Consider the following 12,971-nt stretch of genomic DNA (forward strand, 5'->3'; position numbering starts at 1 on the left):
ATGCTGTTTTCCGGCAAGGGCAAGCACCGTCGTCCGTCCAAGGCCACCCGCGCCATCGCTCTCGCCGGTGTGACCGGCGCCGCCGTCGCCGCCCCGCTGATGGCGGCCGGCAACGCCTCCGCCGCCACCGCCTCCGAGTGGGACACGGTCGCCCAGTGCGAGTCGGGCGGCAACTGGTCCATCAACACCGGCAACGGCTTCTACGGCGGTCTGCAGTTCTCCGCCTCGACCTGGGCCGCGTACGGCGGCACCGCGTACGCCGCGCAGGCCAACCAGGCCACCAAGGCCCAGCAGATAGCCGTCGCCGAGAAGGTCCTCGCCTCGCAGGGCAAGGGCGCCTGGCCGGTCTGCGGCACGGGCCTGTCCTCCGCCGCCTACAACGGCGCGGCCCCGAGCACCAGCTCCTCGAAGAGCCCCAGCACCACCACCCGCTCCACCGACCAGCAGGCCGCCACCCGCTCCGCCGAGCGCACGGCCCCGAAGGCGAGCAAGACCGTCACGACCCCGACCGGCAAGAAGGTCAAGAAGGGTGACGGCGAGTACAAGGTCGTCACGGGTGACACCCTCAGCTCCATCGCCGAGAAGCACCACGTCGCCGGCGGCTGGCAGCAGCTGTTCAAGCTGAACAAGGACATCGTCGAGGACGCGAACCTCATCTACCCGGGCCAGCAGCTGCACCTGAAGTAAGCGACAGCTGCCCTTCGGGTCCGCCCCCCGTCCCCACGGGCTCCCCGCCCCGGCGCGTGTTCCCCCGTACGCGCCGGGGCGGGGTTTTTTACTGCACCCCTTGTCCGCGCCTCTTGTCCGTGCCCCTCTGCCGTACCCCTCTTCTGCGCCCCTTTTCCGTGCGCTTTCCCCACTCTTCACCTCGGCCTCACCCGGAGGCCCCTTTGTTCCGTGGGTGAACAATGGGTACCGTCTGCGTGTCCTCCCCGTCCACGGGGCGGTCGGTCGGTGGCCGACGCCCCCGGGACGGTTAGGCTCTAGTCGCAAGGCACAGCCGTAAGGCACACGCCCCGCACTTCCAGCGTCACATCCCAAGAAGGAGATGCTCGTGCCGTCCATCGACGTCGTCGTAGCCCGGGAAATCCTGGACTCCCGAGGCAACCCCACGGTCGAGGTCGAGGTCGGCCTCGACGACGGCAGCACGGGTCGTGCCGCCGTCCCGTCCGGCGCCTCGACCGGCGCCTTCGAGGCCATCGAGCTGCGCGACGGTGACCCCAACCGTTACCAGGGCAAGGGCGTCGAGAAGGCCGTCCTCGCGGTCATCGAGCAGATCGGCCCGGAGCTGGTCGGCTACGACGCCACCGAGCAGCGCCTGATCGACCAGGCCATGTTCGACCTGGACGCCACCGACAACAAGGGCTCCCTCGGCGCCAACGCCATCCTCGGCGTCTCCCTCGCCGTCGCCCACGCCGCCTCCGAGGCCAGCGACCTCCCGCTCTTCCGCTACCTGGGCGGCCCGAACGCGCACCTGCTGCCGGTGCCGATGATGAACATCCTCAACGGCGGCTCGCACGCGGACTCCAACGTGGACATCCAGGAGTTCATGATCGCCCCGATCGGCGCGGAGTCCTTCTCCGAGGCCCTGCGCTGGGGCACCGAGGTCTACCACACCCTCAAGAAGGTGCTGAAGGCCAAGGGCCTGTCCACCGGCCTCGGTGACGAGGGCGGCTTCGCCCCGAACCTCGGCTCCAACCGCGAGGCCCTCGACCTCATCATCGAGGCCATCAAGGAGGCCGGCTACGCCCCCGGCCAGCAGATCGCCCTCGCGCTCGACGTCGCCGCCTCCGAGTTCTACAAGGACGGCAAGTACCTCTTCGAGGGCAAGGAGCGCTCCGCCGCCGAGATGACGGAGTACTACGAGGAGCTCGTCGCGGCCTACCCGCTCGTCTCCATCGAGGACCCGCTGTTCGAGGACGACTGGGCCGGCTGGAAGGTCATCACCGACAAGCTCGGCGACAAGGTCCAGCTGGTCGGCGACGACCTGTTCGTCACCAACCCCGAGCGCCTCGCCCGCGGCATCGAGGACGGCGCCGCCAACGCGCTGCTCGTGAAGGTGAACCAGATCGGTTCGCTCACCGAGACCCTGGACGCCGTCGAGCTGGCCCAGCGCAGCGGCTACAAGTGCATGATGTCGCACCGCTCCGGCGAGACCGAGGACGTCACCATCGCCGACCTGGCCGTCGCCACCAACTGCGGCCAGATCAAGACCGGCGCCCCGGCCCGCTCCGAGCGCGTCGCCAAGTACAACCAGCTGCTGCGCATCGAGGAGATCCTCGACGACGCCGCGGTGTACGCGGGCCGCAGCGCGTTCCCCCGCTTCAAGGGCTGACCCACTCCGGGTTAAGCCTTAGCCAGTCGTACGTACGTCCCCGGAGCCGGTCCCGTACCGTGTCCGGGGACGTACGCACGTGTGAAAGGGGAGGCGGAGAGCCGATGGCCGTCAAGGACCGGGACCGTTTCTCCACCGCGACCAGGCTCAGACTGCTCGGCGAGCAGACGGCGGCCCGGGTCTACCGCTCCCAGACCAAACGGCAGGCCCGCCGCTCCCGGCTCACCGGCCGCGCGGCGCTGCTCGCGCTGGTGCTGTGCTCGATGATCGTCGCGCTCGCCTATCCGATGCGGCAGTACGTCTCCCAGCGCGCGCAGATCTCCGACCTGCAGCGGCAGCGGGAGCAGGCCGCCAAGCGGGTCGAGCAACTGCGCGACCTCAAGGCGCGCTGGCAGGACGACTCCTACGCCGAGCAGCAGATCCGGCGCCGGCTGCACTACGTGATGCCCGGGGAGACCGGGTACGTGGTCGTCGATCCCGGCGCAGCCAAGCAGTCCCGTGCCTATCTCGGGGCCGCCCACCGGCCCTGGTACGCGAACGTCTGGGACGGGGTCGACAAGTCCGACGCCTCCGACCAGTGAACCGACAGAAAGCCTTTCGAGAAGCAGTCATGGAAACGCCCCCGCCGCCCACTCCGCGCACCGAGCCCACCGACGCGGACGTCGAGGCCTTCAAGCAGCAGCTGGGCCGCCCGCCGCGGGGCCTCAGGGCCATCGCGCACCGCTGCCCGTGCGGTCAGCCGGACGTCGTGGAGACCGCGCCGCGGCTGCCCGACGGTACGCCCTTCCCGACGCTGTACTACCTCACCTGCCCGAAGGCGTCCTCCGCGATCGGCACGCTGGAGGCGAACGGCGTGATGAAGGAGATGACCGAGCGGCTGGCGACGGACCCCGAGCTGGCCGCCGCGTACCGCTCCGCGCACGAGGACTACATCCGGCGCCGGGACGAGATCGAGGAGCTGAAGGGCTTCCCGAGCGCGGGGGGCATGCCGGACCGGGTGAAGTGCCTGCATGTGCTGGTCGCCCACTCGCTGGCCGCCGGCCCGGGTGTGAACCCGCTCGGGGACGAGGCGCTCGCCATGCTGCCCGAGTGGTGGCGCAAGGGAGCCTGCGTGACCTTCGACGACACCGAGACCGAGGGGGACGGGAAGTGACCCGCGTCGCCGCCATCGACTGCGGTACGAACTCCATCCGCCTGCTCGTCGCGGACATCGACCCGGAGACGGGCGAACTCGTCGATCTGGACCGGCGGATGACGATCGTCCGGCTCGGCCAGGGCGTCGACCGGACCGGCCGGCTCGCGCCGGAGGCGCTGGAGCGGACCTTCGCCGCCTGCCGTGAGTACGCGGAGATCATCAAGGAGCACGGCGCCGAGGAGCTCCGCTTCGTGGCCACCTCGGCCTCCCGCGACGCCGAGAACCGGGACGAGTTCGTGCGCGGCGTGCTGGACATCCTCGGGGTCGAGCCGGAGGTCGTCACCGGCGACCAGGAGGCCGAGTTCTCCTTCACCGGCGCGACCAGGGAGCTGCGCGGGCGGGCGGACCTCACCAAGCCGTACCTGGTGGTGGACATCGGCGGCGGCTCCACCGAGTTCGTCGTCGGCGACGAGCACGTGCGGGCCGCGCGGTCCGTGGACGTCGGCTGTGTACGGATGACCGAGCGGCATCTGGTGCACGAGGGCAAGGTCTCCGACCCGCCCACCGAGGAGGAGATCGCCGCCATACGGGCCGACATCGAGGCGGCCCTGGACCTCGCCGAGCAGACGGTCCCGCTGCGCGAGGCGCACACCCTGGTGGGCCTCGCCGGGTCCGTCACCACCGTCTCGGCCATCGCGCAGGAGCTGCCGGAGTACGACTCCGCGCGCATCCACCACTCCCGGATCTCCCACGACCGGGTCCGCGAGATCACCGAGTGGCTGCTGCGCTCCACGCACGCCGAGCGTGCCGCCGTCCCGTCCATGCACCCCGGCCGGGTCGACGTCATCGGCGCGGGCGCCCTCGTGCTGCTCGCGATCATGGAGCGGATCGGCGCCGAGGAGGTCGTGGTGAGCGAGCACGACATCCTCGACGGCATCGCCTTCAAGGTGGCCGAGCAGACGGAACGGACGGAGTCCGGTAGGAAGCCGGCTGACCTGCGGTGACGTGGAACGGCCCCGGTTCCTCGGACGCGGGAACCGGGGCCGTCGCCTCAGCCCGGGGCCAGTCGGCCCTCAGATGCAGAGGATGACGATGAGGCCGTCACACTCCTCGTCCTCGTCATGGCCGCCGCCGCCTTCGTGATGGCCGCGACCCTCGTCATGGCCCCGGCCCTCGTCGTGGCCGCCGCCCTTGTCGTGGCCGCCGCCCGCGCGGGCGGCCGCCTGGGCGGTGAGGTGAGAGCCGGGCGTCGCGGCCACGGCGGATGCGGCCGTCGCCGTCCCCGCGGCAAGAACGAGGCCCAGGACCGCGCCGACCGCGGTTATTCGCGAGATGGCCTTCTTGGAGGCCTTCTGTGTAGTGGTCATGCCGTCACGCTATGTGCGCATATGCCCAAATATCACGCGGTATATGGCTGACCGGGTGAACGACACGCCGTCCAACGGCCCGGGCGGGTGAACCTGTTGCCCGACCCTCTTTTGTTACTCATGGGTAGCCAACTGCTGAGCAGGTCGGATAACGTTTGAGCGATTTCCGAAGCGCCATGGGTCCCCTCCGTGGCGTGGCGTCGGAAAACTTCGTGAAGTTCTTCACAAGGAATTCGGGACGGTCGACGTACGGAAGAGGGCCTGTTGGCCCTTTCAGGGGATGAAGAGGCCCTTGAACGTGTTCAGATAGGGGTTGTGGGACGCCTTCGGATCGCGTGCCGACAGGGGTGTTTCGGGCGGCTCACATCCTCGCCCGCTGCCGAGAGAGGCAGCTCACGCGGCCTTGACAACGGCTCAAAGGGTGCTGCGGTTCCCTTTGGTGGTCATGACCTGCATCACGTGGGCCGCGGAGTGTAGCACAGGCCCTGTCAGACCTTGTGAAGGGGCGCACGAGCGACCCTCCAGTCGCGGGTGGATACTCGATGGCATGAGCACCACGGAGCGTCCCAGGATCCTCGTAGTAGGCGGTGGGTACGTAGGCCTGTACGCAGCTCGGCGCATTCTCAAGAAGATGCGCTACGGAGAGGCGACCGTCACGGTCGTCGACCCCCGGTCGTACATGACCTACCAGCCCTTCCTCCCCGAAGCCGCCGCCGGCAACATCTCCCCTCGCCATGTCGTCGTCCCGCTGCGACGCGTGCTGCCGAAGGCGGAGGTCCTCACCGGTCGGGTCACCACCATCGACCAGGACCGCAAGGTCGCCACGATCGCCCCGCTGGTGGGCGAGGCGTACGAGCTGCCTTTCGACTACCTCGTCATCGCGCTCGGCGCCGTCTCCCGCACCTTCCCGATCCCCGGCCTCGCCGAGCAGGGCATCGGCATGAAGGGCATCGAGGAGTCCATCGGTCTGCGCAACCACGTCCTCGAGCAGCTGGACAAGGCCGACTCCACGACCGACGAGGAGATCCGCCGCAAGGCGCTCACCTTCGTCTTCATCGGTGGTGGCTTCGCGGGTGCGGAGACCATCGGCGAGGTCGAGGACATGGCCCGGGACGCGGCCAAGTACTACAAGAACGTGTCCCGTGAGGACATGCGCTTCATCCTCGTCGACGCCGCCGACAAGATCCTCCCCGAAGTCGGCCCCAAGCTCGGCCAGTACGGCAAGGAGCACCTGGAGGGCCGCGGTGTGGAGATCTACCTCTCCACCTCCATGGACTCCTGCGTCGACGGCCACGTGGTGCTGAAGAACGGCCTCGAGGTCGACTCCAACACGATCGTGTGGACCGCCGGCGTCAAGCCGAACCCGGCCCTCGCCCGCTTCGGTCTGCCGCTCGGCCCCCGCGGCCACGTCGACTGCGAGCCGACGCTTCAGGTCAAGGGCACGGACTACATCTGGGCCGCCGGTGACAACGCCCAGGTCCCGGACCTCGTCGGCCGCAAGGCGGGCAACGAGAACGCCTGGTGCCCGCCGAACGCCCAGCACGCGCTGCGCCAGGCCAAGGTGCTCGGCGACAACGTGGTCTCCGGTATGCGGGGCTTCCCGCAGAAGGACTACGAGCACGCCAACAAGGGTGCGGTCGCCGGTCTCGGCCTGCACAAGGGCGTGGCGATGATCGTCATGGGCAAGGTGAAGATCAAGCTCAAGGGCCGCCTCGCCTGGTACATGCACCGTGGCTACCACGGCATGGCGATGCCGACCTGGAACCGCAAGATCCGCGTCCTCGCGGACTGGACGCTCGGCATGTTCCTCAAGCGCGAGGTCGTCTCCCTGGGTGCCATGGAGAACCCGCGCGAGGAGTTCTACGAGGCCGCCAAGCCGGCGCCGGTCGCCGCCGCGAAGACCGGGGAGAAGGCCAAGGCCTCCTGACCCACGGTCGCTGAAACACGCCGAAGGACCTCCCGCCATCCGTGGTGCGGGAGGTCCTTCGGCGTGTGGTCGCCCGGTCAGGTGGACGCGGCGGATCCCTCGGTCTGCGAGGTGCCGTGGTCCGGAACGTGGATGCTGTCGAGCACCTGCTGGTAGTCCTGGTCGACGGCCTTCTGCTGATCGTCGGTGCCGACGTTCAGGATCACCATCGCCTGCGCTCCGGCGTCGACGAGGCGGATGTGCCCCACCATGCCGTCGGCGCCGACGAGCTTGGCCTCCAGGTAGTGGTGGCCGTCCTTCGTGGTGCCCTCATGGGCATCGGTGCTCTTCAGCTTGGCGCTGGGATCGCCGCTGTTGAAACCGTCCACCACGGGCTTGAGACCTTCGTTGAGGTCCCACGGCTTGGACGGATCCACGGCGGGCCCGTCGAGGACCGAGAAGCCCATGACCCCGTATCCGGTCCTCACCTCATAGGTACGGCTGTTGAGCCCGCTGTCGGAGTACTTCTGCACCTTGGGCATTCCGGGAAGCTGGACGGTGATGCCGCTCGGGGTGTCGGTGATCTTCTTCCACTGTGCGGCGGTTTCGAGGTGGCCCGGGGCGGCGACAGAGGCCGCGGCGCTGTGCGGAGCTGCCGTGGCGGCGAACGCGGCGCCGTGCGACAGCACACCTCCAGTGATCACCGTGGTCGAGGCGGCGAGCAGAGCGAGGCGCTGGAACTTGGAAAGACGAATCATGGTGATGCACATCCGAGGAAGAGGGGGGATCGGGTACGTCATCCATTACGGCCCGCCCCCCGCATGCCCGTCATGCCCCAGAAAGTCGTGGCTTGACCGATAGCGGGGGCATCGTGCACACTCCGCATCCCCTCTACATGGCCGATACAGTCATTTTGCTCGGTTGTAACTCCTTTGCGGGACTGCGCGGGACCACCGACGGTGTTTACGTGGTTACCGGCATCCGGGATCTCGTCTTGGAGGTGTGCGCCATGGCCGACGCCGCGTCGCGGCTGAGGAGTCTTGCCGAACAGGTGCTGGGAGTTCCGCTCCCGGTCCGGCTGCGGGCTTGGGACGGATCGCAGGCCGGGCCGCCGGACGCGCCGGCGCTGGTCGTGCGCAACCGCCGCGCCCTGCGCCGCATGCTGTTCAAACCGGGCGAGCTGGGCCTCGCCCGGGCCTGGGTCTCCGGCGACCTGGACATCGAGGGCGACTTGTACACCGCGCTCGACGCGATGGCGGGACTCGTGTGGGAGCGCGGGGACGACGGCCGTACCGTCGTACAGGCCCTGCGTGACCCCGCCGTACGGTCCGCCGTCCGCGAGCTGCTGAAACTGGCGGGGCCCCCGATCCCGCCCGCGCCGCCGCGTGAGGAGGTCCGCAGGCCGCGCCGGCGTCTGCACACCCGGCACACCGACAAGCGGGCCATCAGCCACCACTACGACGTCGGCAACGACTTCTACGAGCTCGTCCTCGGCCCGTCGATGGTGTACTCCTGCGCGTACTGGGGGGCCCTCGACACCGACGAGAGCCTGGAGACCGCCCAGCGGGACAAGCTCGAACTCATCTGCGCCAAGCTCGGTCTGACGCCCGGCCAGCGGCTGCTGGACGTCGGCTGCGGCTGGGGCTCGATGGCCATCCACGCGGCCCGTGAGCACGGCGTGAGCGTCGTCGGGGTCACGCTGTCGCAGGAGCAGGCGGCGTACGCCCGTAAGCGCGTCGCCGACGAGGGGCTGACCGACCGGGTGGAGATCAGGGTCCAGGACTACCGGGACGTGGCGGACGGGCCCTTCGACGCCATCTCCTCCATCGGCATGGCCGAACACGTCGGCGCCGAACGCTATCTGGAGTACGCCCGCCGGCTGTACGCCCTGCTGAAGCCCGGCGGACGGCTGCTCAACCACCAGATCGCCCGGCGCCCGCAGTGCGACGAATCGACGTACCGCGTGGACGCGTTCATCGACTCCTACGTCTTCCCGGACGGCGAACTCGCACCGGTGGGCACCACCGTCACCCAGCTGGAGCGCGCCGGGTTCGAGGTGCGGGACGTGGAGGCCATCCGCGAGCACTACGCCCGCACCCTGCGCCGCTGGGTGACCAACCTGGAGGACGGCTGGGACCGTGCCGTCCGCCTCACCGGCCCCGGCCGCGCCCGCGTCTGGCAGCTGTACATGGCCGCCTCCGCGCTCGCCTTCGAACGCAACCGGATCGGTGTCAACCAGGTCCTGGCGATCCGCACCCCGGAGCCGGGCACGTCCGGGCTGCCGCTGCGCAGCCGCACCTGGAACAACAGCTGAGCAAGAGGAGGGGCCCCGCGGCTGCGGGGCCCCTCCGGCGTCGTGCGGCTGCCGCTACTCCGCCTTGATCGCCGTCAGCATGTTCAGCCGGGCCGCGCGCCGCGCCGGCCACAGTGCGGCCAGGATGCCGACCGTACCCGCCAGCAGCAGGAAGACCGCCATCCGGCCCCAGGGCAGGACCAGTTCGTACGTCGGCATCTTCGTGCCCAGCAGCTCACCGGCAGCCCAGCCGAAGAACACGCCCAGGCCGATGCCGAGCACCCCGCCGAACAGGGAGATCACCAGGGACTCCAGGCGGACCATCCGCTTGACCGCCTTGCGGTCCAGGCCGATCGCGCGGAGCATGCCGATCTCCTGGGCGCGCTCGAACACGGACATGGCCAGGGTGTTGATGACACCGAGGACCGCGACGATCACCGCCATGCCGAGCAGGCCGTAGAGCATGTTCAGCATCGTCGTGAACATCTTCGCGATGGCGTTGGAGATGTCCTGCTTGTCCTGGACCCTGATGGCAGGGTTGGAGTCGAGGGCCTTGACCAGCTTGTCCTTGGTGGCGCTGGAGGCGCCGCCCGCGGTCTTGACCATGACGTCGCTGTCGGACGGGTGGGGCAGGTGCGGAGTCAGGGCCTTGTTGTCGACCAGGATCTCCTTGAACATCTCGTTGCCCCGGTAGACACCGGCGACCGTCAGCTTCTGCCGCTTGCCGTCCTCGTAGCGCACGGTGAAGACCGACCCGGCCTTCCAGCCGTGCGACTTGGCGGTGTCCTCGTCCACGGTGACCCGGGAGCCGCCCACCTCGAAGGTGCCCTGCTCCATCTCCAGATGGGTCAGTGCGCCGATCGAGGAGCCGTTGACGCCGGTCAGCACCTCGTTGGAGCCGTCGATCCGGGAGACCGCACGGCGCAGGGGGCTGCTGTCGGTCACGCCGTCGGTCGCGGCGATCTTCTTCGCCACGTCGGGGGAGAGCGGGTCGCCGTTGGTCATCGAGACGACGTAGTCCGCGCGCAGCGACGAGCTGGCCATCTTGTCGATCGCCGTCTGCAGGCTGCCCGCCATCACCGTCATGCCCGTGATCAGGGTGAGGCCGATCATCAGCGCGGAGGCGGTGGCCGCCGTACGGCGCGGGTTGCGCACCGAGTTCTGGCGGGCCAGCTTGCCCGAGACGCCGAAGGCGCGCAGCACCGGGGCGGCGGCCGCGATGAGCGGGCGGGACAGCAGCGGGGTCAGGATGAACACGCCGGTGATCAGCAGGACCGCGCCGATGCCCATCGGGCCCTGGGCGGAGTCGGTGTCCATCGTCGTGGCCGCGAGGACCACCGCGACGCCGGCCGCCGCGAACAGCGCGCCGAGCGTGTTGCGCAGCACCAGCGACTTGGTGGTGGCCTTGGCGTGCACGCTGCTCATCGCCGCGACCGGCGGGATCTTCGCGGCCCGGCGGCCGGGCAGCCAGGCGGCCAGCATGGTGATGAGGATGCCGACCGCGAGGGCGGCCACCACGGTGCCGGTGCTGATCACCAGCGGCCCGTCGGGCATGCTCGCGCCGAAGGAGCCCAGCAGCGAACGCAGGCCCGCCCCGATGCCGATACCGGCGGCCAGACCGGTCACGCCGGCGACCGTGCCGACCACGAACGCCTCGATGAGCACCGAGCGGGTCACCTGGCGGCGGGAGGCGCCGACCGCGCGCAGCAGGGCCAGTTCCCGGGTGCGCTGGGCGACCAGCATGGTGAAGGTGTTGGCGATGATGAACGTGCCGACGAACAGCGCGATACCGGCGAACACCAGCAGGGCCTGCTTCAGACCGCTCATCGAGTCGGCGATCTGCTTGGCCTGGTCGTCGGCGAGCTGCTTGCCGGTGGTGGTCTCCACCAGGTGCGAGGGCAGGGCCTTGTCCAGCCCGGCCTTCAGCGCGGACTGGCTGGTGCCTGTCGCGGCCTTGACGTCGATCTCGTCGTACGTGCCCTTCTTGCCGAACAGCTTCTGCGCGGTCGGCGTGTCGAACAGGGCGAGGCTGCCGCCGGCGGACACATTGCCGTCGTCGGTGGTGAAGATGCCGGCGAGGGTCGGGGTGAGGACCGGCCCGTTCACGGACAGGCGCACGGTGTCGCCGACCTGGTAGCCGGCCCGCTCGGCGGTCTTGGAGTCGAGCAGGACCTCGCCCGCGCCGCGCGGGGCGTGGCCGCTGACCAGCGGGTACCGGGCGTCCTTGGCGCCCCAGTAGTTGCCGCCGGCGGACTGCCAGTCGCCGCCGACGAGCTTGCCGTCCTTGCCGGCGACGGCGGTGAAGCCGCTGACGACACCGGTCGCGGAGGCGGCGCCCGGGACCTTGGCGGCCTTGTCCAGCGTGGCCTGGTTCAGGTCGGACAGCTTGCCGACGTTGTCGCCCCTGGATTCCTGGTACTTGGGCCGTACGGCGACGTCGACCTGGTCGAAGCCCTTGGCGGAGCTCTTCTGGTAGGCGTCGGAGATGGTGTTGGTGAAGACGAGCGTCCCGGAGACGAAGGCCACGCCGAGCATGACGGCGAGCACGGTCATCAGGAGCCGGGCCTTGTGCGCGAGGACGTTGCGCAGGGCGGTGCGGAACATCAGGAGGTACGGCCCTTCGCGTCGAACTGCTTCATCAGGTCGAGGACGGAGTCGGCCGTCGGGCCGTGGATCTCGTCGACGATCCGGCCGTCGGCGAGGAAGACCACGCGGTCGGCGTAGGCCGCGGCGACCGGGTCGTGGGTCACCATGACGACGGTCTGGCCCAGTTCGCGCACCGAGTTGCGCAGGAAGCCGAGGACCTCGGCGCCGGAGCGCGAGTCGAGGTTTCCGGTCGGCTCGTCACCGAAGATGATCTCGGGCTTGGAGGCGAGGGCGCGGGCGACGGCCACGCGCTGCTGCTGGCCGCCGGAGAGCTGGGAGGGCCGGTGGCTGAGCCGCCCGGACAGGCCGACCATCGAGATCACCTGATCCAGCCAGGCCTTGTCCGGCCTGCGCCCGGCGATGTCCATCGGCAGGGTGATGTTCTCCAGCGCGGTCAGCGTCGGCAGCAGGTTGAAGGCCTGGAAGATGAAGCCGATCTTGTCCCGGCGCAACTTGGTGAGCTGCTTGTCCTTCAGTGAGCCCAGCTCGGTGTCGCCGATGCGCACGGAACCCGAGGAGAAGGTGTCCAGGCCCGCCACGCAGTGCATCAGCGTGGACTTTCCGGAGCCGGACGGTCCCATGATCGCGGTGAACTCGGCCTGCCGGAAGTCGACGGAGACCCGGTCCAGGGCGACCACCCGGGTCTCACCCTGCCCGTAGATCTTCGACAGCTCCGAGGCGCGTGCGGCCACGGCGGTGGTCCGGCCGGCGGTGGGTGTGGTGGTCACGGGAAGGTGCTCCTGTCGGGACGACGAGTTCCATGGGGACTGCTCCATCGTCCCGGCGCCCAGGTCGCGTGTAGTCAGTCGCTGTTCCGGTTCTGGAGGGCGACTCGGGTCGGACTGGAGAGCGGTGTGTCATACCTGGGGAGGACGGCCGACCCCGAGAGGGCGCTGCGGGGGACGGCCGAATCGGTGTCGAACGATGTCGAGAACGGGTGGAACACCCTCGTTCGGACGGTGAAATTCCGTCATTCCACGTACGGGCGTACCTACGTCGCGTCACGCTGTTGGCAAGTGCGGATGGCCCGTTCCGCGGGCTGATGCACCCTCAGACGTCAATAAAATAAGACAACATCGGTCCGCCGTTCCGCTGTTCGGGGGATGCGTCCCGATAGGCTCGAACCTCGAAGCGGAGCCCCATGGCCTGCCCGGATGGTGGAATGCAGACACGGCGAGCTTAAACCTCGCTGCCCCTTCGCGGGCGTGCCGGTTCAAGTCCGGCTCCGGGCACCAACCGCGCCTTGGCCGCAGTCCCACCCATTGACATCCCATACCCTCCGGCCCAGA

11 protein-coding genes and 1 tRNA gene are annotated in these 12,971 nt (G+C 69.3%); 8 read left to right on the plus strand and 4 right to left on the minus strand.

What is annotated here, in order from left to right; all coding sequences use genetic code 11:
* The 5 genes from ACWC0C_RS02505 (at position 1) to ACWC0C_RS02525 (ending at position 4,474) form a co-directional block, all read left to right on the plus strand.
* A complete protein-coding gene (locus ACWC0C_RS02505) occupies positions 1 to 687 on the plus strand; it encodes a transglycosylase family protein (protein WP_450861017.1) in 687 nt (228 codons plus the stop codon).
* Between the two features lie 361 nt (positions 688 to 1,048).
* Positions 1,049 to 2,335 (plus strand): phosphopyruvate hydratase, encoded by a 1,287-nt coding sequence (gene eno / locus ACWC0C_RS02510; RefSeq protein ID WP_449197421.1) that lies wholly within the window; start codon positions 1,049 to 1,051, stop codon positions 2,333 to 2,335.
* A 104-nt stretch (positions 2,336 to 2,439) separates the two neighbouring features.
* Positions 2,440 to 2,916, plus strand: a complete 477-nt coding sequence (locus tag ACWC0C_RS02515; RefSeq protein ID WP_449197422.1) for an FtsB family cell division protein — start codon at positions 2,440 to 2,442, stop codon at positions 2,914 to 2,916.
* Between the two features lie 29 nt (positions 2,917 to 2,945).
* Positions 2,946 to 3,488, plus strand: coding sequence for a DUF501 domain-containing protein (locus ACWC0C_RS02520; protein ID WP_449197423.1), 543 nt, complete (start codon positions 2,946 to 2,948; stop codon positions 3,486 to 3,488).
* A complete protein-coding gene (locus ACWC0C_RS02525; RefSeq protein ID WP_450861020.1) occupies positions 3,485 to 4,474 on the plus strand; it encodes a Ppx/GppA phosphatase family protein in 990 nt (329 codons plus the stop codon). The genes ACWC0C_RS02520 and ACWC0C_RS02525 overlap by 4 nt, the downstream gene beginning before the upstream one ends.
* A gap of 69 nt (positions 4,475 to 4,543) precedes the next feature.
* On the opposite strand, the gene ACWC0C_RS02530 is transcribed toward ACWC0C_RS02525, so the two are convergent.
* Positions 4,544 to 4,837, minus strand: a complete 294-nt coding sequence (locus ACWC0C_RS02530; protein WP_449197425.1) for a hypothetical protein — start codon at positions 4,835 to 4,837, stop codon at positions 4,544 to 4,546.
* A gap of 547 nt (positions 4,838 to 5,384) precedes the next feature.
* Here ACWC0C_RS02530 and ACWC0C_RS02535 point away from each other — a divergent pair.
* Positions 5,385 to 6,764: an NAD(P)/FAD-dependent oxidoreductase gene (locus tag ACWC0C_RS02535; RefSeq protein WP_449197426.1), complete on the plus strand. Its 1,380-nt coding sequence runs from the start codon at positions 5,385 to 5,387 to the stop codon at positions 6,762 to 6,764.
* A 77-nt stretch (positions 6,765 to 6,841) separates the two neighbouring features.
* Here the strand turns inward: ACWC0C_RS02535 and ACWC0C_RS02540 are convergent, their stop codons facing one another.
* A complete protein-coding gene (locus tag ACWC0C_RS02540) occupies positions 6,842 to 7,501 on the minus strand; it encodes a hypothetical protein (RefSeq protein WP_450861022.1) in 660 nt (219 codons plus the stop codon).
* 251 nt (positions 7,502 to 7,752) lie between these two features.
* On the opposite strand from ACWC0C_RS02540, the gene ACWC0C_RS02545 reads away from it, so the two are divergent.
* The gene (locus tag ACWC0C_RS02545; RefSeq protein ID WP_450861137.1) at positions 7,753 to 9,057 is read left to right on the plus strand and encodes a class I SAM-dependent methyltransferase; all 1,305 of its coding nucleotides are present in this window, start codon (positions 7,753 to 7,755) and stop codon (positions 9,055 to 9,057) included.
* A gap of 54 nt (positions 9,058 to 9,111) precedes the next feature.
* Here ACWC0C_RS02545 and ACWC0C_RS02550 read toward each other — a convergent pair whose 3' ends face one another.
* Both ACWC0C_RS02550 and ACWC0C_RS02555 read right to left on the minus strand, forming a co-directional pair.
* Positions 9,112 to 11,640, minus strand: coding sequence for an ABC transporter permease (locus tag ACWC0C_RS02550; RefSeq protein ID WP_450861024.1), 2,529 nt, complete (start codon positions 11,638 to 11,640; stop codon positions 9,112 to 9,114).
* A complete protein-coding gene (locus tag ACWC0C_RS02555; RefSeq protein ID WP_449197430.1) occupies positions 11,640 to 12,410 on the minus strand; it encodes an ABC transporter ATP-binding protein in 771 nt (256 codons plus the stop codon). Before ACWC0C_RS02555 ends, ACWC0C_RS02550 begins: the two co-directional genes overlap by 1 nt.
* 420 nt (positions 12,411 to 12,830) lie before the next feature.
* Between ACWC0C_RS02555 and ACWC0C_RS02560 the strand changes: the two genes are divergently transcribed.
* Positions 12,831 to 12,917 (plus strand) — tRNA-Leu (locus ACWC0C_RS02560).
* Positions 12,918 to 12,971 lie beyond the last annotated feature (54 nt).

It is taken from the genome of Streptomyces sp. NPDC001709 (assembly GCF_053596375.1).